14 protein-coding genes and 1 pseudogene are annotated in these 19,365 nt (G+C 58.7%); 12 read left to right on the forward strand and 3 right to left on the reverse strand.

The window, feature by feature from the left end:
• Nucleotides 1-44: 44 nt before the first annotated feature.
• The 3 genes from mupP to SOP97_RS06065 form a co-directional block, all read right to left on the reverse strand.
• Nucleotides 45-716 (reverse strand): N-acetylmuramic acid 6-phosphate phosphatase MupP, encoded by a 672-nt coding sequence (gene mupP / locus SOP97_RS06055; protein WP_322948592.1) that lies wholly within the window; start codon nucleotides 714-716, stop codon nucleotides 45-47.
• A 5-nt stretch (nucleotides 717-721) separates the two neighbouring features.
• A complete protein-coding gene (gene ubiG, locus SOP97_RS06060; protein WP_322948593.1) occupies nucleotides 722-1,420 on the reverse strand; it encodes a bifunctional 2-polyprenyl-6-hydroxyphenol methylase/3-demethylubiquinol 3-O-methyltransferase UbiG in 699 nt (232 codons plus the stop codon).
• A 170-nt stretch (nucleotides 1,421-1,590) separates the two neighbouring features.
• Entirely contained in the window at nucleotides 1,591-2,910 is a 1,320-nt protein-coding gene (locus SOP97_RS06065; RefSeq protein ID WP_322948594.1) for a TRZ/ATZ family hydrolase, read from the reverse strand.
• A gap of 124 nt (nucleotides 2,911-3,034) precedes the next feature.
• On the opposite strand from SOP97_RS06065, the gene mtnA reads away from it, so the two are divergent.
• From mtnA to SOP97_RS06125, 12 genes and pseudogenes are all read left to right on the forward strand, one after another.
• Nucleotides 3,035-4,111 (forward strand): S-methyl-5-thioribose-1-phosphate isomerase, encoded by a 1,077-nt coding sequence (gene mtnA, locus SOP97_RS06070; protein WP_322948595.1) that lies wholly within the window; start codon nucleotides 3,035-3,037, stop codon nucleotides 4,109-4,111.
• A gap of 246 nt (nucleotides 4,112-4,357) precedes the next feature.
• On the forward strand, nucleotides 4,358-7,126 hold the full coding sequence (gyrA, locus tag SOP97_RS06075) for a DNA gyrase subunit A (protein WP_322948596.1): 2,769 nt from the start codon (nucleotides 4,358-4,360) through the stop codon (nucleotides 7,124-7,126).
• A 91-nt stretch (nucleotides 7,127-7,217) separates the two neighbouring features.
• Nucleotides 7,218-8,303 (forward strand): 3-phosphoserine/phosphohydroxythreonine transaminase, encoded by a 1,086-nt coding sequence (serC, locus tag SOP97_RS06080; protein WP_322948597.1) that lies wholly within the window; start codon nucleotides 7,218-7,220, stop codon nucleotides 8,301-8,303.
• On the forward strand, nucleotides 8,303-9,409 hold the full coding sequence (gene pheA / locus SOP97_RS06085) for a prephenate dehydratase (RefSeq protein WP_322948598.1): 1,107 nt from the start codon (nucleotides 8,303-8,305) through the stop codon (nucleotides 9,407-9,409). Before serC ends, pheA begins: the two co-directional genes overlap by 1 nt.
• Nucleotides 9,410-9,500: 91 nt before the next feature.
• Nucleotides 9,501-10,607 carry a histidinol-phosphate transaminase gene (hisC, locus tag SOP97_RS06090; protein WP_322948599.1) on the forward strand — a complete coding sequence of 369 codons (1,107 nt, stop codon included), beginning with the start codon at nucleotides 9,501-9,503 and terminating at the stop codon, nucleotides 10,605-10,607.
• Nucleotides 10,604-12,859: a bifunctional prephenate dehydrogenase/3-phosphoshikimate 1-carboxyvinyltransferase gene (locus SOP97_RS06095; protein WP_322948600.1), complete on the forward strand. Its 2,256-nt coding sequence runs from the start codon at nucleotides 10,604-10,606 to the stop codon at nucleotides 12,857-12,859. Before hisC ends, SOP97_RS06095 begins: the two co-directional genes overlap by 4 nt.
• Complete coding sequence (gene cmk / locus SOP97_RS06100; RefSeq protein WP_322948601.1) at nucleotides 12,856-13,542, forward strand: (d)CMP kinase; 687 nt, start codon at nucleotides 12,856-12,858, stop codon at nucleotides 13,540-13,542. The genes SOP97_RS06095 and cmk overlap by 4 nt, the downstream gene beginning before the upstream one ends.
• A gap of 152 nt (nucleotides 13,543-13,694) precedes the next feature.
• Nucleotides 13,695-15,389 (forward strand): 30S ribosomal protein S1, encoded by a 1,695-nt coding sequence (rpsA, locus tag SOP97_RS06105; protein WP_274088356.1) that lies wholly within the window; start codon nucleotides 13,695-13,697, stop codon nucleotides 15,387-15,389.
• Nucleotides 15,390-15,542: 153 nt separating this feature from the next.
• Nucleotides 15,543-15,827 carry an integration host factor subunit beta gene (gene ihfB, locus SOP97_RS06110; protein ID WP_090238453.1) on the forward strand — a complete coding sequence of 95 codons (285 nt, stop codon included), beginning with the start codon at nucleotides 15,543-15,545 and terminating at the stop codon, nucleotides 15,825-15,827.
• Between the two features lie 539 nt (nucleotides 15,828-16,366).
• Nucleotides 16,367-17,395 (forward strand): IS30-like element ISPa59 family transposase, encoded by a 1,029-nt coding sequence (locus SOP97_RS06115; protein ID WP_322948602.1) that lies wholly within the window; start codon nucleotides 16,367-16,369, stop codon nucleotides 17,393-17,395.
• Nucleotides 17,392-17,622, forward strand: a complete 231-nt coding sequence (locus SOP97_RS06120; RefSeq protein ID WP_322948603.1) for a GNVR domain-containing protein — start codon at nucleotides 17,392-17,394, stop codon at nucleotides 17,620-17,622. Before SOP97_RS06115 ends, SOP97_RS06120 begins: the two co-directional genes overlap by 4 nt.
• Before the next feature lie 230 nt (nucleotides 17,623-17,852).
• Nucleotides 17,853-19,348, forward strand: a pseudogene (locus SOP97_RS06125) (MBL fold metallo-hydrolase RNA specificity domain-containing protein).
• Nucleotides 19,349-19,365: the final 17 nt, after the last annotated feature.

The raw sequence follows: 19,365 nt of genomic DNA on the forward strand, positions 1-19,365 counted from the left end.
TTCTTTAGGGGCGGGCGGCTTCGGCGCGCGCCCGCGAGCAGTCTTCAGCAGCTGCACAGTGCTCGGTCGAGTACGGCGCGCAATTCCAGCGGATGATCAACCACCACATCGGCGCCCCAGTTGCGGGGGTTGTCCTGCGGGTGGATATAGCCGTAGGTCACGGCGGCGGTCTTGCAGCCTGCAGCACGGCCGGCTTCGATGTCGCGCTCGTCATCACCGACAAATAGGGTGGCGGCTGGTTCTACGCCCATCTGGGTGCAGGCCAGCAGGATCATCTCCGGGTCAGGCTTGCTGCGGCTGACGTGGTCCGGGCAAACCAGTGCTGCTGAGCGCAGCGCCAGACCCAATTGCTGCATGATCGGTTCGGCGTAGCGCACCGGTTTGTTGGTGGCCACGCCCCAGACCAGCTTGGCCTGTTCAATATCATCAAGCAGTTCAGCCATGCCCTCGAACGGTTGGGTCAAGACTGCGCAATGCTCTTGGTAGCGCTCGAGAAATTCCAGGCGCAGCGCCTCGAAGCCTTCGGCTTCGGGATCTATGGCGAAGTTGGCGGCCACCATGGCGCGTGCGCCGCCGGAGACCTGGTCGCGAATCAGCTTGTCGGCAATCGCGGGCAGGCCACGCTCACTGCGCATGGCCTGGCAGATGGCAATAAAGTCCGGGGCGCTGTCGAGTAGGGTGCCGTCCATGTCGAATAGAACTGCTCGTAAACGCATGCCGATCATTCCTCGCGCAGGGTCTGGATCATGTAGTTGACGTCAACGTCGGCTTCCAGCTTGTAGCGTTTGCTCAGCGGGTTGTAGGTCAGGCCGATGATGTCTTTAACCTGCAGGCCGGCGTCACGGCTCCAGGCGCCCAGTTCGGAGGGGCGGATAAACTTCTTGAAGTCGTGGGTGCCGCGCGGCAGCAACTTCATGATGTATTCGGCGCCGATGATGGCGAACAGGTACGCCTTGGGGTTGCGGTTGATGGTGGAGAAGAACACCTGGCCACCGGGCTTGACCATGCGGTAGCAGGCGCGGATCACTGAGGCCGGGTCAGGCACGTGCTCAAGCATTTCCAAGCAGGTGACCACATCGAATTGCTCGGGCATTTCTTCAGCGAGGGCTTCAGCGGTGATCTGCCGGTACTCAACGCTGACGCCGGATTCCAACTGGTGCAGTTGGGCCACGGCCAGTGGCGCTTCACCCATGTCGATACCGGTGACGGTCGCGCCGCGTTGGGCCATGGATTCGCTGAGGATGCCGCCCCCGCAGCCGACATCCAGCACCTTCTTGCCGGCCAGGCCGGCACGCTCGTCGATCCAGTTGACGCGCAGCGGGTTGATGTCATGCAGCGGCTTGAACTCGCTCTCGCGGTCCCACCAGCGGTGGGCGAGGGCTTCGAATTTGGCGATTTCGGCGTGGTCGACGTTGCTCATATAAATCCCTACAAATCAGGCTGCGGCGAGAGTGGGAGCGCAAGGTGCTCATGGTGCCAGTTTCGCCGGGTGGAGTGGCTGCCACTTGGGCGACCAATGTATGTCAGTTTGTCGCAGTGTGGGCTGTTGGTCGCGGCTAAAGCGCCTCCCGCAAGCCCTGCAGGGCCATGCTAGCGCCCAGCGATCTTTGCGCCCCAGGCGCGGGCGTTGGCGATGATGCGTTGTTCGTCCAGGCGGGTCAGTTGGCCGGCGTCCAGCAGGTGTTTGCCGCCGACCCACAGGTGCTCGACACAGGCGCGTCCGCCGGCATAGAGCAGCTGCGATACCGGGTCATAGACTGGTTGCTGGGCCATGCCGGAGAGGTCAAATGCCACCAAATCGGCGGCCTTTCCCAGCTGCAGTGAGCCAATGTGCTCATCCAGGCCGAGGGCTCGCGCGCCGTTGAGTGTGGCCATGCGCAGCGCGCGGTGAGCGTCCAGGGCGGTGGCAGAGCCAGCGACGGCCTTGGCCAGCAGGGCAGCGGTACGGGTCTCGCCGAGTAAATCGAGATCGTTATTGCTGGCTGCGCCGTCAGTGCCGATGGCGACGTTGACCCCGGCCTGCCAGAGCTTCTCCACTGGGCAGAAGCCGCTGGCTAGCTTGAGATTAGATTCCGGGCAATGGATCACGCTGGTATTGCTGTGCACCAGCAGGGCGAGGTCATCATCGTCGATCTGGGTCATGTGCACGGCCTGGAAGCGCGGGCCGAGCAGCCCTAGGCGAGCCAGGCGGGCAAGGGGGCGTTCGCCGCGTTGTTCCAGGCTTTGCTGCACTTCAAAAGCGGTTTCGTGCACGTGCATGTGGATGCCGGCGTCCAACTCGGCAGCCAGCATGCAGATGTTTTCCAGCTTGTCGTCGCTCACGGTGTAGGGCGCGTGCGGGCCGAAGGCGACTTTAATGCGCGGGTGATGCTTGAGGTCGCCGTACAGGCTCAGGCCCTTACGCAGCGCCTCATCAGCGTCGCGCGCGCCAGGGATGGGGAAGTCCAGTACGGGGATGGTGATTTGTGCGCGGATGCCGCTGCTGTGCACCAGCTGGCTGGCGGTTTCCGGGAAAAAGTACATGTCAGAGAAGCAGCTGATGCCGCCCTTGAGCTGTTCGGCAATCGCCAGCTCGGTGCCGTCCTGTACGAACTGCTCGTTGACCCATTTGGCTTCTGCCGGCCAGATGTGCTGCTCCAGCCAGGTCATCAGCGGCAAATCATCGGCGAGGCCGCGGAACAGGGTCATGGCGGCGTGCCCGTGGGCGTTGACCAGCCCTGGGGTGAGCAGGCGGTCCGGCAGTTCCAGTACGCGCAGTGCGCTGTGCTTGAGTGCTTCGGCGCGTGGTGCGATCAGTGCAATGCGGCCGTCGCGAATGCCCAGGCCGTGGTTTACCAGCACCACGCCGGCAGGTTCGACCGGGACCAGCCAGGTAGGCAGGAGCAGAAGGTCGAGCGGGGCTTGGGGCATGTTGGCGTTTCCGGCAGTCAGGAGAACGGCGAGTTTATAGGGGAACGCCCTGGGCTTGAAGCGGCTGCCGCCGATCTGGCGCGCTGTGCGTATAATGGCCGGCTTTTTTCGGTGGAGGTGTGTGATGCGCGAGCAATTGCTAGCGGCAGAGAAGGTCAAGGCCATTGAGTGGCGTGACGGTGTTCTGCATCTGCTCGATCAGCGCGCGCTGCCCTTCGAGGAAGCCTGGCTCAGCTACCACTCGGCCGCTGATGTGGCTGAGGCGATCGGTAGCATGGTGGTGCGCGGCGCGCCGGCTATCGGCATCAGTGCGGCCTATGCCATTGTTCTGGCGCTGCGCTCGCGCTTGCAGGCTGGGGGTGACTGGCGTGCTGCGCTGGACGCGGACTTTCAGCTATTGGCCGACTCGCGGCCGACGGCAGTTAATCTGTTCTGGGCGCTCAAGTGCATGCGCGATCGGCTCGATCGGCTTAAAAGCACGGATGACCCGCTGGCCCTGCTTGAGGCTTGCGCCGTGGGTATTCACCAGGGTGATCGCGAAGCCAACCTGACCATGGCCGAGCTGGGAGTTGATTTGATTCGCCGCCACCAGGGTAATCAGCAGAACCTATTGACCCACTGCAACGCCGGGGCGCTGGCCACTGGTGGTTTTGGCACGGCCTTGGGGGTGATTCGAGCGGCCTTTCACGATGGCTTGCTGGAGCGCGTGTATGCCGATGAAACCCGCCCCTGGCTGCAAGGCTCGCGCCTGACAGCTTGGGAGCTGGCGGCGGACGGTATTCCAGTGACGGTGAATGCCGACTCGGCCGCTGCGCACCTGATGAAGACCCGCGGTATTACCTGGGTCATTGTTGGGGCTGACCGCATCGCCGCCAATGGCGATGTAGCCAACAAGATCGGCACCTATCAGTTGGCCGTCAATGCCATGCACCACGGGGTGCGCTTTATGGTGGTGGCGCCCAGCTCGACCATTGATATGGCCACCGAGCACGGCGACGACATCGTGCTGGAAGAGCGTGATGCCAGTGAGTTGCTGGAGTTGGGCGGCAAGCGTATCGCCGGTGAAATAGACGCGCTCAATCCAGTGTTTGATGTCACTCCGGCCGACCTGATCGACTTTATCGTCACCGAAAAGGGTGTGGTTGATCGTCCGGATGCCGAAAAAATGGCGCAATTGATGTGCCGCAAGCGTCTGCATTGAGTTTTGTCCAGTGCGCGCACGCACCCAGTCGCCAGGCTGGTGCTGGGGATAGGTGCGTCGCGGCGATTGTGGTAAGCTCCGGCGGTTTTCGGGGGTGCTCGTTATGGGCCTCTCACCTGCGCAGATACATGGCATAACTTATTGATTTGTCGTGAGTCGCTATGAGCCTCAAGGCTCGGCGACAGGCTCCACACCACTCAGGATGAGCGGCGCGGAGTTTCACCAGAAAAAGGAACAAGGCTACTCATGGGCGAACTGGCCAAAGAAATCCTCCCGGTCAATATTGAAGACGAACTCAAGCAGTCTTACCTCGACTACGCGATGAGCGTAATTGTCGGGCGCGCACTGCCGGATGCACGTGATGGCTTGAAGCCCGTGCACCGCCGTGTGCTGTTTGCCATGAGTGAGTTGGGTAACGACTGGAACAAGGCATACAAGAAGTCCGCCCGTGTGGTCGGTGACGTAATCGGTAAGTATCACCCGCACGGTGATACCGCGGTGTACGACACCATCGTACGGATGGCGCAGCCATTCTCCCTGCGCTACCTGCTGGTCGATGGCCAGGGCAACTTCGGTTCGGTGGACGGCGATAACGCCGCCGCCATGCGTTACACCGAAGTGCGCATGACCAAGCTGGCCCATGAGCTGCTGGCTGACCTGCATAAAGAAACCGTGGATTGGGTGCCGAACTACGACGGCACCGAAATGATCCCGGCGGTGATGCCAACCAAGGTGCCTAACCTGTTGGTTAACGGCTCCAGCGGTATTGCCGTGGGCATGGCCACCAATATTCCCCCGCACAACCTCACGGAAGTGATCAACGGCTGTCTGGCCCTGATCGACAACGGCGAGCTGACGGTCGATGAACTGATGCAGTACATCCCGGGCCCGGACTTCCCAACGGCGGCGATCATCAATGGTCGCGCCGGCATCATCGAGGCCTACCGTACGGGTCGTGGGCGCATCTATATGCGTGCTCGCGCGATTATCGAAGACATCGATAAAGTCGGCGGCCGCCAGCAGATCATTGTCAGCGAGCTGCCGTATCAGCTGAACAAAGCGCGCTTGATCGAGAAGATCGCCGAGCTGGTCAAAGAGAAGAAGCTCGAAGGCATCACTGAGCTGCGCGATGAGTCCGACAAGGACGGCATGCGCATCGTCATCGAGCTGCGTCGCGGTGAAGTACCGGAAGTGGTACTCAACAACCTCTACGCCCAAACCCAGATGCAGAGCGTTTTCGGCATCAACGTGGTGGCGTTGATCGACGGCCAGCCGAAGGTCCTTAACCTCAAGGACATGCTCGAAGCCTTTATTCTGCACCGCCGTGAAGTGGTCACCCGCCGTACGGTGTTTGAGCTGCGTAAAGCCCGTGAGCGTGGACACATCCTTGAAGGTCAGGCGGTGGCGCTGTCCAACATCGACCCGGTTATCGCACTGATCAAAGCTTCGCCGACGCCGGCAGAAGCCAAGATCGCGCTGATTGCCAAAGCATGGGAATCCACTGCCGTTGAAGCGATGGTTGAACGTGCTGGGGCTGATTCTTGCCGCCCGGATGATCTTGATCCGCAGTACGGCCTGCGTGACGGCAAGTACTACCTGTCGCCCGAGCAGGCTCAGGCCATCCTTGAGCTGCGCTTGCACCGTTTGACCGGCCTTGAGCATGAAAAACTGCTGGCCGAGTACCAGGAAATTCTCACCCAGATCGGCGAGCTGATCCGCATCCTCACCAGCTCCGTGCGCCTGATGGAAGTCATCCGCGAAGAACTGGAAGCGATCAAGGCCGAGTTCGGCGACGCTCGTCGTACCGAGATTCTCGACAATCGTCTGGATCTGAGCCTGGCTGACCTGATCACCGAAGAAGAGCGTGTGGTCACCATCTCTCACACCGGTTATGCCAAGTCGCAACCGTTGACCGCCTACCAGGCGCAGCGTCGTGGCGGTAAAGGTAAATCGGCAACCGGGATCAAGGATGAGGACTACATCGAGCATCTGCTGGTCGCCAACAGCCACGCCACGCTGTTGCTGTTCTCCAGCAAGGGCAAGGTGTATTGGCTGAAAACCTACGAGATTCCGGAAGCCTCGCGTGCCGCCCGTGGTCGTCCGCTGGTCAACCTGTTGCCGCTGGACGAAGGCGAGCGCATCACCGCCATGCTGCAGATCGATCTGGAAGCGCTGCGTCAGCAAGCGCCTGAAGGCGATGAGCAGGACGATATCGAAGGTGTAGTGGTTGAGACTGAAGAAGTCGAAGACCTCGCCGAAGGCGATGACGCCGACGACGAAACCCCGGATGAACCGACCGGTGCCTACATCTTTATGGCCACGGCCAAAGGCACCGTGAAGAAGACCCCGCTGGTGCAGTTCAGCCGTCCGCGCAGCTCGGGCCTGATCGCCCTCAAGCTGGACGAAGATGACACCCTGATCTCCGCTGCCGTGACTGACGGTGCGCGCGAGGTGATGATGTTCTCCGACGGCGGCAAGGTGATTCGCTTCAAAGAAAGCAAAGTGCGCACCATGGGCCGTACCGCTCGCGGTGTGCGCGGTATGCGCCTGCCGGAAGGGCAGGAGATTATCTCCATGCTGATTCCGGAAGCAGGTGCGCAGATTTTGACGGCCTCCGAGCGCGGTTACGGCAAGCGCACGGCGATGGAAGAGTTCCCGCGTCGTGGGCGTGGCGGCCAGGGTGTGATCGCCATGGTCAGCAACGAGCGTAACGGCAAGCTGGTGGGTGCGGTGCAGGTGCTGGAAGGCGAGGAAATCATGCTGATTTCCGACCAGGGCACCCTGGTACGTACCCGTGTCAGCGAAGTATCGAGCCTCGGCCGTAACACCCAGGGCGTGACCCTGATCAAGCTGGCTAAGGATGAAACTCTGGTTGGCCTTGAGCGTGTGCAGGAGCCTTCGGCGGAAGACGACGAAGAGCTGCTGGACGGTGAAGAGGCTGTTGAAGGCGTGGTCGAGGATGCAGATGCTGCACCTGAGGCCGCTGCTGACGAAAGCCCAATCAGCGACGAGTAATCGGTCAGGGCGGGTTTCCCCGCCCGTGACGGCGTAGGATTTGGCGGCTGGTTGATAGCCAGCCGCTCACCATTTTTGAGCGAGAGTGGATGTGAGCAAGCGAGCCTTTAACTTCTGCGCCGGCCCAGCCGCGCTTCCTGAAGCTGTTCTGCAGCGCGCCCAAGCGGAACTCCTCGACTGGCAAGGCAAAGGCCTGTCGGTGATGGAGATGAGTCACCGCAGTGAGGAATACACCGCCATCGCGGAAAAGGCCGAGCAGGACCTGCGCGATCTGATGGCCATTCCGTCCGACTACAAGGTGCTGTTCCTGCAGGGTGGTGCCAGCCAGCAGTTTGCTGAAATCCCGCTTAACCTGCTGCCCGAAGACGGCGTCGCCGACTACATCGACACCGGTATCTGGTCGAAGAAAAGCATCGAAGAAGCCAGCCGCTACGGCAACATCAATGTCGCGGCCAGCGCCAAGGCTTATGACTACTTCGCCATTCCTGGGCAGAACGACTGGCAGCTGTCGAAAGACGCCGCCTACCTGCACTACGCCAGCAACGAAACCATTGGTGGTCTGCAGTTCGACTGGGTTCCTGAGGTGGGTGACGTGCCGCTGGTCGCGGATATGTCCTCCGACATCCTCTCGCGGCCGATCGATGTGTCGAAATTCGGCCTGATCTACGCCGGCGCGCAGAAGAACATCGGCCCCAGCGGCTTGGTGGTGACCATTGTGCGTGAAGACCTGCTCGGCCGTGCCCGCAGCGTCTGCCCGACCATGCTCAACTACAAAGTCGCCGCCGATAATGGCTCGATGTACAACACCCCGGCGACGTTCTCCTGGTACCTCTCGGGCCTGGTGTTCGAGTGGCTGAAAGAGCAGGGCGGCGTAGCCGCTATGGAACGCATCAACCGCGCCAAGAAGGACCTGTTATACAAGGCCATCGATACCAGCGACTTCTACAGCAACCCGATTGCCGTTAATGCGCGCTCCTGGATGAACGTGCCGTTCCGTCTGGCTGACGAGAAGCTCGACAAGGCCTTCCTTGCCGGCGCCGATGCCCGTGGCTTGCTCAACCTCAAAGGGCATCGCTCGGTGGGTGGCATGCGCGCCTCGATTTATAACGCGGTGGGCCTGGATGCTGTAGAGGCGCTAGTCGCTTACATGGCTGAGTTCGAAAAGGAGCACGGCTGATGACTGATGTAGTGTCCGAGCAGGAATTGCAGGCCCTGCGCCTGCGCATCGATAACCTCGATGAAAAGATTCTCGCGCTGATCAGTGATCGCGCCAGCTGCGCCGAAGAAGTGGCACGGGTCAAAATGAAGGCCCTGCCGGAAGGCGAGAAGCCGGTGTTCTATCGCCCTGAGCGTGAAGCTCAGGTGCTCAAGCGCATCATGGAGCGTAATAAGGGCCCACTGGGTAACGAAGAAATGGCGCGGTTATTCCGCGAAATCATGTCTTCTTGCCTGGCTTTGGAAAACCCGCTCAAGGTTGCTTATCTCGGTCCAGAGGGCACCTTCTCGCAAGCAGCGGCGATGAAGCACTTTGGTCACGCAGTGATCAGCGTGCCGATGGCGGCGATTGATGAAGTCTTCCGTGAAGTCGCCGCCGGTGCGGTGAACTTTGGTGTGGTACCGGTGGAGAACTCCACCGAAGGTGCAATCAACCACACGCTCGACAGCTTCCTTGAGCACGACATGGTCATCTGTGGTGAAGTCGAGCTGCGCATTCACCACCATCTGTTGGTCGGCGAAACCACCAAAACCGACAAAATCACCCGTATCTACTCCCATGCTCAGTCGCTGGCGCAGTGCCGTAAGTGGCTGGATGCGCATTATCCCAACGTTGAGCGTGTGGCCGTATCGAGCAACGCAGATGCCGCCAAACGGGTGAAAAGCGAGTGGAACAGCGCGGCGATTGCCGGCGATATGGCGGCAAGCCTGTACGGCCTAAGCAAAATTGCCGAGAAGATTGAGGACCGCCCGGACAACTCCACGCGCTTCTTGATCATTGGTAGCCAGGAAGTGCCGCCGACCGGTGACGACAAGACCTCGGTGATTATTTCCATGAGCAACAAGCCGGGCGCGCTGCATGAGTTGCTGGTGCCGTTCCACAACAACGGCATCGATCTGACGCGCATCGAAACCCGCCCGTCGCGCAGCGGCAAGTGGACCTACGTGTTCTTTATCGACTTCGTCGGCCATCACCGCGACCCGTTGATCAAGGACGTGCTGGAAAAGATCAATCAGGAAGCCGTGGCGCTCAAGGTCCTTGGTTCCTACCCCAAAGCGGTACTTTAAAACTGCTGCGGCAGGTCTCGGGTTTCAAGCTACACGCGCATCGACGCCGGGCTGTACTTGGGGCTTGCGGCTTTAAGCGTGAGGCTTTGTTATGACCGATTTCCTCGCCTTGGCCCAGCCAGGCGTTCAGCAGTTGTCGCCCTATGTACCAGGCAAACCGGTGGATGAGCTGGCCCGTGAGTTGGATCTGGACCCGGCCAGCATCGTCAAGCTTGCCAGTAACGAAAACCCGCTCGGCCCTAGCCCTAAAGTGCTTGAGGCGATCCGCGCTGAGTTGGCTGAACTGACCCGTTACCCCGATGGTAACGGCTTTGAGCTGAAAAGCCGTCTGGCTGCGCGTTGCGCCGTGCAGGTTAATCAGGTCACCCTGGGTAACGGCTCCAACGACATTCTCGACCTGGTCGCGCGTGCCTACCTGGCGCCGGGTCTGAATGCGGTGTTCAGCCAATACGCCTTTGCCGTCTACCCGATTGCCACCCAGGCTGTTGGCGCGCAGGGCAAAGTGGTGCCAGCGCAGGACTACGGCCACGACCTTGAGGCCATGCTCGCCGCCATCGATGAAAACACCCGTGTGGTGTTTATCGCCAACCCGAACAACCCAACCGGCACCTGGTTTGCCCCTGATGCGCTGGAGCGTTTTCTCGCGCGCGTGCCCAGCAATGTGCTGGTGGTGCTGGATGAGGCCTATATCGAGTTCGCCGAGGGTGATGAGCTGCCGGACGGCCTCAAGTACCTGGCGCGTTATGACAATTTGCTGGTCTCGCGCACCTTCTCTAAGGCCTATGGCCTGGCGGCGCTGCGTGTTGGCTACGCGCTCAGTTCGGCGCAGATAGCGGATGTGCTCAATCGTGTGCGTCAGCCATTCAACGTCAACAGCCTGGCTTTGGCCGCCGCCTGTGCGGCGCTGGATGATGGCGATTATTTGGCGCAAAGCCGTCAGCTTAATGATGCCGGCATGGCGCAGCTGGAAGCTGGCTTGCGCGAGTTGGGGCTGAGCTGGATACCGTCAAAAGGCAACTTTATTGCCGTGGATTTTGCTCGTGACACGGCGGCGATCAATCAGGCGTTGCTACGCGCTGGCGTCATTGTGCGGCCAGTGGCCGGTTATGGCATGCCGAACTTCTTGCGCGTGTCGATTGGTTTGCCCGCGGAGAACGCCCGCTTTCTTGAGGCGCTGGCTGAGGTGTTGCGCGCGTGAGTGATTTAAACGCGGCTGACACGTCGCTGCCATCTGCTGCGCCTAAGCTCGGGCGCCTGGTGGTTATCGGCTTGGGGTTGATTGGTGGCTCCTTTGCCAAGGGCCTGCGCGAGCGCGGCCTGTTTAGTGAGGTGGTGGGGGTCGATTTGGATCCCGAGTCGCAGCGTATGGCCGTCGACTTGGGTGTGGTTGATCGCTGTGAGGCCGACCTGGCGGCGGCTTGTCAGGGTGCCGCGGTGATTCAGCTGGCCGTGCCTATTTTGGCCATGGAGAAGCTCCTGGGTGAGCTGGCGAAGCTTGACCTTGGTGCTACGGTGCTGACCGATGTCGGCAGTGCTAAGGGCAATGTAGTGCGCGCTGCACGCCTGGCCTTTGCGGGTCGGCCTGTGCGCTTTGTGCCGGGCCATCCGATAGCCGGCTCCGAGCAAAGCGGTGTAGAGGCCGCCAATGTTGAGCTGTTTCGTCGGCATAAGGTGATCCTGACGCCGAGCGAGCAGAGTGATGCGGCCGCATTGGCGTTGGTCGATGGCTTGTGGCGCGAGCTCGGTGCGGATGTCGAGCATATGGACGTCGAGCATCATGATCAGGTGCTCGCTGCGACCAGTCATCTGCCGCACCTGCTGGCCTTTACGCTGGTCGACTCGCTGGCCAAGCGCAGTGAGAACCTGGAGATTTTTCGTTACGCTGCCGGCGGCTTTCGCGACTTCACGCGCATTGCCGGCAGTGATCCAGTCATGTGGCATGACATCTTTCTCGCCAATCGCGAGGCGGTGCTGCGCACGCTGGACGTATTTCGCGACGACCTTGACGCCTTGCGCGACGCGGTTGACGCTGGGGACGGGCACCAATTGCTGGGCGTATTTACGCGCGCCCGCGTGGCCCGTGAGCATTTCGGCAAAATTCTCGCCCGTAGGGCCTATGTGGACGCTATGCACTCGAACGATCTGATTTTTCTGGCTAACCCTGGCGGCAAACTCTCTGGGCGAATTCGTGTGCCAGGTGATAAATCCATCTCGCACCGCTCGATCATGCTCGGTTCACTGGCTGAAGGGGTAACTGAGGTTGAGGGCTTCCTTGAGGGTGAGGATGCGCTGGCAACCATTCAGGCGTTCCGTGATATGGGCGTGGTCATCGAAGGGCCGCACCATGGCCGCGTCACTGTGCACGGTGTTGGTTTGCATGGTTTGAAGGCACCACCTGGGCCGATCTACCTGGGTAACTCGGGCACCTCGATGCGCCTGTTGGCGGGCCTGCTGGCGGCTCAGTCCTTCGATACCACCTTGACCGGTGATGCCTCGTTGTCCAAGCGCCCGATGAATCGCGTGGCCAAGCCATTACGGACCATGGGTGCGATTATTGAAACCGGGCCTGAAGGGCGTCCGCCGCTGACGATTCGTGCCGGTGCGCGCCTGGGTGGCATGACCTATGAAATGCCGATGGCCAGTGCGCAAGTCAAATCCTGCATGTTGTTGGCGGGTTTGTATGCGGCGGGTTCGACCACGGTGATCGAGCCGGCGCCGACCCGTGACCATACCGAGCGCATGCTGCGTGGCTTCGGCTATCCAGTCATGGTTGAGGGTAATACTGCCACTGTGGAGTCTGGTCATAAGCTCACCGCCACCCATATTGAAGTGCCGGCGGATATTTCTTCGGCCGCGTTCTTCTTGGTTGCCGGCAGCATCGCCGAAGACTCCGAGCTGGTGCTTGAACATGTTGGGATCAACCCGACCCGTACCGGCGTCATCGATATCCTCAAATTGATGGGCGGCGACATTACCCTGGAAAACCAGCGTGAAGTCGGCGGCGAGCCAGTGGCCGACATTCGTGTGCGCAGCGCCAAGCTCAAAGGTATTGATATTCCGGAAGACCTGGTGCCGCTGGCTATCGACGAATTCCCGGTGCTGTTTGTTGCTGCCGCGGTGGCCGAAGGGCGGACTGTGCTGCGTGGCGCTGAAGAGCTACGCGTCAAAGAGTCCGACCGTATTCAGGTTATGGCTGATGGTTTGGCGGCGCTTGGCGTCAAGGTTGAGCCTACCTCGGATGGCATTATTATCGACGGCGGCAGCATCGGTGGTGGTGAGGTCTGGGCGCACGGTGATCACCGTATCGCCATGTCGTTTAGCGTGGCGTCCCTGCGTGCAACGGCGCCAATCCGCATCCACGACTGCGCCAACGTGGCCACCTCGTTCCCTAACTTTCTGGCGTTGTCGGCTCAGGTGGGTATCCGTGTCGCCGAGGAGGGTAAGGCATGATCGTCGCACCGGTTATCACCATCGATGGGCCGAGCGGTTCTGGCAAAGGTACGGTTGCTGGCTTGTTGGCTAAGAAGTTGGGCTGGAATCTACTGGATTCGGGCGCGCTCTACCGTTTGCTGGCATTCGCAGCGGGCAATCACGGCGTCGACCTGACCAATGAAGAAGCCATGAAGCTGCTTGCCGCTCATCTGGATGTGCAATTTATTGCTGCCGGTGATGGCCATGGTCAGCGCATTATTCTTGAAGGCGATGAGGTCACCGACCTGATTCGTAATGAACAAGTCGGTGCCGGCGCGTCGCTGGTCGCCTCCTTGCCGGCCGTGCGTGATGCGCTGCTGCAACGCCAGCAAGCGTTTCAGGAGATGCCCGGGCTGGTCGCCGATGGTCGCGATATGGGTACCGTGGTATTTCCCGATGCGCCACTAAAGGTTTTTCTCACCGCCAGCGCCGAGGAACGTGCCCGGCGGCGCTACTTGCAGTTGAAGGCCAAAGGCGATGATGTTAATCTCGCGAGTCTTCTTGATGAGATTCAGGCGCGCGATGAGCGCGATACTCAGCGTGCAGTGGCCCCACTCAAGCCGGCGGCCGATGCCATTCAGCTGGATTCCACTGAACTCTCGATTGAACAAGTGCTTGAACGAATCCTCAGCGAAGTCGCCAGTCGCGACCTCGCTGGATGACCAGAGCCACAGCTGCTTAAGCTGACCGGCTCGCCAAGGAAGTTTACGGGAACCCAGTCCTAGACCCGTCTGCTTCTTTTTACATAAACGTACCCACATTGTCTGGAGTGTGGTTTGGGCGGATTCCCTGCCCTGAATCAACAGGAATTAAAATGAGCGAAAGCTTTGCTGAACTGTTTGAAGAAAGCCTAAAAACCCTGAATCTTCAGGCTGGCTCGATCATCACCGCTATCATCGTCGACATCGATTACCAAGCTGGTTGGGTAACCGTTCACGCTGGTTTGAAGTCCGAAGGCCTCATCCCGCTTGAGCAGTTCCACAACGACGCTGGCGAGCTGACCATCAAGGTCGGTGACGAAGTTCACGTTGCCCTGGACGCGGTTGAAGATGGCTTTGGTGAAACCAAGCTGTCCCGCGAAAAAGCCAAACGTGCCGAGTGCTGGATCGTTCTGGAAGCAGCTTTCGCCGCTGAAGAAGTGGTTACGGGCGTTATCAACGGTAAGGTTAAGGGCGGCTTCACAGTCGACGTTAACGGCATCCGTGCGTTCCTGCCAGGTTCCTTGGTCGATGTCCGTCCGGTGCGTGATACCACTCACCTGGAAGGCAAAGAGCTCGAGTTCAAAGTCATCAAGCTGGACCAGAAGCGCAACAATGTTGTCGTTTCCCGTCGCAGCGTCCTCGAAGCCGAGAACTCCGCAGAGCGCGAAGCGCTGCTGGAATCCCTGCAGGAAGGTCAGCAAGTCAAAGGTATCGTCAAGAACCTCACCGACTACGGCGCGTTCGTGGATCTGGGTGGCGTCGACGGCCTGCTGCACATCACCGACATGGCTTGGAAGCGCATCAAGCATCCGTCGGAAATCGTCAACGTTGGCGATGAAATCGACGTCAAGATCCTCAAGTACGATCGTGAGCGCAACCGTGTTTCCCTCGGCCTTAAGCAGCTGGGCGAAGATCCATGGGTTGCCATCAAGGCGCGTTACCCGCAGGACACCCGTGTTACTGCGCGCGTAACCAACCTGACCGACTACGGCTGCTTCGCAGAGCTGGAAGAAGGCGTGGAAGGCCTAGTGCACGTATCCGAAATGGATTGGACCAACAAAAACATCCATCCTTCGAAAGTCGTTAACGTTGGCGACGAAGTGGAAGTTATGGTTCTGGATATCGACGAAGAGCGTCGTCGTATCTCCCTGGGTATTAAGCAGTGCAAAACTAACCCGTGGGAAGATTTCTCCGGTCAGTTCAACAAGGGCGACAAGATCTCCGGCACCATCAAGTCGATCACCGATTTCGGTATCTTCATTGGTCTGGATGGCGGCATCGACGGCCTCGTTCACCTGTCCGACATCTCCTGGAACGAAGTAGGCGAAGAAGCTGTACGCCGCTTCAAGAAGGGCGACGAGCTGGAAACCGTTATCCTCTCCGTTGATCCAGAGCGTGAGCGCATTTCCCTCGGCATCAAGCAGCTGGAAGAAGATCCGTTCTCCGACTACGTTGCTGTTAACGATAAAGGCACCATCGTGCGCGGTATCGTTAAAGAAGTTGACGCTAAGGGCGCAATCATCACCCTGGCTGAAGGCATCGAAGCCACACTGAAAGCCTCCGAAATCAGCCGTGACCGCGTTGAAGACGCGCGCAACGTACTGAAAGAAGGCGAAGAAGTAGAAGCCAAGATCATCAGTGTTGACCGTAAGAGCCGCGTAATTAGCTTGTCGGTCAAGTCGAAAGACGTTGAAGATGAAAAAGAAGCAATTCAGAGCCTGCGCGACAAGCCAGCTACCTCTGACATTGCTGCGGGCCCGACCACCCTTGGTGATCTGCTCCGCGCGCAAATGGAAAAGCAGAACTAAGTTCAGCTAATCCAGAAAAAAGGGCGACTTCGGTCGCCCTTTTTTCTGCCTGAAAATCGCTAAGGTATTGTTTTATAGGCTGTTCAAATCCAATCAGGCATGCTAAAACCGTTCTATCTAGTGATCTAGCCGCTTGAAAAAGAAGGGAAAACCATGACCAAGTCGGAGTTGATCGAGCGCATCGTCACCCATCAGGGGCAGCTCTCATCAAAAGATGTCGAGTTAGCGATTAAGACCATGCTTGAGCAAATGTCGCAGGCCTTGTCGACCGGCGATCGCATCGAGATTCGCGGCTTTGGTAGCTTTTCCCTGCACTATCGTGCACCGCGGGTAGGGCGTAATCCCAAGACGGGTGACTCCGTGAGCTTGGATGGCAAGTTTGTGCCGCACTTCAAGCCGGGAAAAGAGCTGCGTGATCGGGTGAATGAGGACGAATAACGTCTTTGGGTTTTACTCAGTCATTAAGCGGCGGCTACGCCGAAGCAATATCTAGGTCCTAGCCCTTCCAAAAAATGAAGCCTCTAAGGTTTAATGAGGCGGTCATCTTGTAAATGCCAGATATAGCGTGATGGGCTGGCTGTCTGAGCCCGAGCTGCCCTTTATGCTTCGGTTGGCTGTGCAGCATCATTCATCAGGTTATGCCGTTTACTGTGCTGTCCAGTGCGCACAATGCTCACCTGGAAATACCTCTACGTACTATATCGTTGCTCAGCACGTTCAAAAGCGGCTGATGGGTGATGTGTTGCTGTCCTGCTTGTAATGCTGGGGGGGCAGTAGGTTGTTACTGGGTTTGGCCTTGTTATGCCTTGTGGATGAATTTCCAGCTATCCGGCATGGGATTTTCGGCCAAGAAATGGCAAAATGCCTGTCTTGATTCACGACAAACTGGTTCGCCTTAGTATTGATAGCTGTCTTAAGACATGGCGGCGGCAAAAACTGAGTGCAACACCTGACCTTTCCGGTACGGTGCTGCCCCTATGTCTTATTCCGAACTCAGCGTTGAAGAACGCGCCACCATTCAAATCAGCCGTGCCCAAGGGTTCAGCCTGCGCAAGATTGCTTGCTTGATCACCCGATCCCCTTCGACCATCAGCCGGGAGCTGCGCCGCAATCGAGATGTCTGTGGTGGCTACTCGGCCCGCATGGCCCAGCAGCAGATGCAGGCCCGCCGCCAAGGCTGTCGACCGAAACGAAAGCTGTTGCCGGGTGGTGAGCGCTTTCAGTTGGTGGCCCATATGCTGCGCGAGCGTTTGTCTCCCGAGCAGATTGCCGGCAAGCTGCGCAGCATGAACATTCCCAGCCTCAGAGATGCATACGTCTGTCGCGAGACGATCTATAACGCCATCTATGCCTTGCCGGTCGGCGAGCTGCGTAAGGAGCTGATCATCTGCCTGCGCCAAAGTAAGACGACGCGCCGGCCGCGCTCTGGCGGCGTGGATCGGCGTGGCCAGATCCCCGAGATGGTCAGCATCCATGTGCGCCCACCGGAGATCGAAGACCGACTGATGCCAGGGCATTGGGAAGGCGATCTGATCAAGGGCAAGGCCAACGCCTCGTCTGTAGGCACGCTGGTAGAGCGCACCAGTGGCTACCTGATGCTGGTAAAGATGAACGACGCGACGGCGACCTCGGCGATGGAAGGCTTCAGTGCAGCGCTCAATGGCATGCCGCTGGCGATGCGCAAGAGCATGACCTACGACCAGGGCCGAGAAATGGCGCGGCATGCTGAAATCACCCAGCAGACCGGGGTGGCGATTTACTTCTGCGATCCGCATAGCCCTTGGCAACGCGGCAGCAACGAAAACATCAATGGCCTGATCCGCCAGTACCTGCCCAAGGGCACGGACTTGTCGGTACACAGCCAAGAAGAACTCGACGCTATTGCACTGCAACTGAACATGCGACCGCGTAAGCGCTTCGACTTCAAGTGCCCCATCGAAGTTATGGGTGAGGTGATGCAGAAGGCCATGACTATGCGGCATGATGCTCCAGCTTCAATTCAATGACCGTGTTGCACTCAGCTCCTGCAACCGCCCATTCTATAACACCAGAATCGCTATACCGTGTAGAACAAGCGTCGGCATTACCGGCTCAACCAATAAAACCCAAGAAGCCCCTGATAGTAGCGCTGGGTTTGGTGCTGGGCGGTATGCTGGGTATATTTATTGCCTTGATCCGCCTAATGTTAAAAAAACGCTCCGCCAAAATGGCTAGTTCTATCAACAATTGCTGATAAATCTAATCGTGTTGCAAGGATTTGTCGTGAATCTCTGTTTTCTACGCGGGTGGTCATCCACAGCTGTAAGCATTGCTTGTATTGGCCTATGGTCATACCAGCTGCCCAGTCGCTGATTATTTGATTTCTTGGGCTTTGGTTCCCATATGCAGTGATCGTAAATGCAGGATTACACGCTAAAGCCCTTTCGCTCGCCCCCCGTTAACGGATTAACACGGACCGACACCATGGACTACCCAGATATTCTTCACCACGGCGCCAAAGATGGCGTGACCGGTTCCTGTCATCAGTTGCTGATGGATGACGAGCACAGCCTTCTGATCGACTGTGGTCTGTTTCAAGGTGCGGAAACGTCGGGTGAAGGTAAATCTGCTGCCGATCACCTGGCTATTGAGTTCCCGCTCGACACGATCAAAGCCTTGGTCGCCACCCATGTGCATATCGACCATGTGGGGCGTATCCCTTATTTGCTGGCGGCCGGTTTTGAGGGGCCGATTCTATGCAGCGAGCCTTCTGCCAAGTTGCTGCCCGTCGTCCTCGAAGATGGCTTCAAGCTGGGTTTCAGTCGCGATCAAAAGCAGGTTGAGCGCTACATTAAATTGGTCGAGCAGCGCATCATCGCCTTGCCCTATAAGGCCTGGTTCAACCTGCATGAGAGCGAGAGACTGACCTGCCGTATCCGTCTACAACGGGCTGGGCACATCCTCGGTTCAGCCTATGTCGAGATCGACGTGCATTATCCTAAGACGGGCGAGAAGAAACGTATCGTCTTCTCCGGCGATCTCGGCGCGCCGCATGCTGGCACCTAAGCCAGCCATCTCGCGCTGATATCCTGGTGATCGAAAGCACCTATGGCGACCGCTTACACGAAGACCGGCGCACCCGGAGGCAGCGGCTGGAACGGGTCATTGAACAAGCTCTGGCCAATAACGGCACAGTGTTGATCCCTGCTTTTGGCATTGGGCGCACGCAAGAACTGCTTTATGAGCTAGAAGACATCATTCACAGCAAAAGGCTTGATGCGGGCGGTAAAGGTCAGGCGAAAGCCGCCGCGCCTAATCTGTCACTGGAGGATGGCAAGCACTCCAGCGCAGTCGAAATTGATTGGCCAACATTGCCGATCATCCTCGACTCGCCCCTGGCCAGTCGCTTTACCCAGGTATATCGCGAGCTAAAACCTTTCTGGGACAGCGAAGCGCTTGAACGCGTCAAACAGGGGCGTCAGCCACTTGCTTTCGAGCAATTGCTCACCGTCGACAGCCACCAGGCACATTTGGCAATGGTGCGTCATTTGGCGCAAACCGCTCGTCCGGCCATTGTCATTGCCGGGAACGGTATGTGCAGCAGCGGTCGAATAGTCAATTATCTAAAAGCTATGCTCCACGACCCACGTCACGACGTGCTCTTCATCGGCTACCAGGCACAAGGCACACCTGGTCGATCCATCCAGATGTATGGTGAGCGCGGTGGTTACGTGGATTTCGACCACGAGCGCTACAAGATTGGCGCCAAAATTAATACCATAGGCGGCTACTCAGCCCATGCCGATCAAAAAGGCTTGGTGGGCTTCGTCACACGCATGCGCCACTGGCCTAGCCAAGTACGCATTGTGCATGGTGAGCCGAGCGCTAAGCACGAACTCGGCGAACGTCTCAAGGCACTGTACAAGCAGGCCGGGTGTGATCTGGAATTGGTCATTCCCAGTGGTGCAAACGATCCATGACTGTCGCGAGTGTTTTC

The organism is Pseudomonas spirodelae, assembly GCF_034653255.1.
Lineage (GTDB): Bacteria > Pseudomonadota > Gammaproteobacteria > Pseudomonadales > Pseudomonadaceae > Aquipseudomonas > Aquipseudomonas spirodelae.

Excerpts from the sequence above, each read along its gene's own strand:
- mupP (WP_322948592.1), bottom strand. The coding sequence starts at position 716 with ATGCGTTTACGAGCAGTTCTATTCGACATGGACGGCACCCTACTCGAC.
- ubiG (WP_322948593.1), bottom strand. The coding sequence starts at position 1,420 with ATGAGCAACGTCGACCACGCCGAAATCGCCAAATTCGAAGCCCTCGCC.
- SOP97_RS06065 (WP_322948594.1), bottom strand. The coding sequence starts at position 2,910 with ATGCCCCAAGCCCCGCTCGACCTTCTGCTCCTGCCTACCTGGCTGGTC.
- mtnA (WP_322948595.1), top strand. The coding sequence starts at position 3,035 with ATGCGCGAGCAATTGCTAGCGGCAGAGAAGGTCAAGGCCATTGAGTGG.
- gyrA (WP_322948596.1), top strand. The coding sequence starts at position 4,358 with ATGGGCGAACTGGCCAAAGAAATCCTCCCGGTCAATATTGAAGACGAA.
- pheA (WP_322948598.1), top strand. The coding sequence starts at position 8,303 with ATGACTGATGTAGTGTCCGAGCAGGAATTGCAGGCCCTGCGCCTGCGC.
- hisC (WP_322948599.1), top strand. The coding sequence starts at position 9,501 with ATGACCGATTTCCTCGCCTTGGCCCAGCCAGGCGTTCAGCAGTTGTCG.
- cmk (WP_322948601.1), top strand. The coding sequence starts at position 12,856 with ATGATCGTCGCACCGGTTATCACCATCGATGGGCCGAGCGGTTCTGGC.
- rpsA (WP_274088356.1), top strand. The coding sequence starts at position 13,695 with ATGAGCGAAAGCTTTGCTGAACTGTTTGAAGAAAGCCTAAAAACCCTG.
- ihfB (WP_090238453.1), top strand. The coding sequence starts at position 15,543 with ATGACCAAGTCGGAGTTGATCGAGCGCATCGTCACCCATCAGGGGCAG.
- SOP97_RS06115 (WP_322948602.1), top strand. The coding sequence starts at position 16,367 with ATGTCTTATTCCGAACTCAGCGTTGAAGAACGCGCCACCATTCAAATC.
- SOP97_RS06120 (WP_322948603.1), top strand. The coding sequence starts at position 17,392 with ATGACCGTGTTGCACTCAGCTCCTGCAACCGCCCATTCTATAACACCA.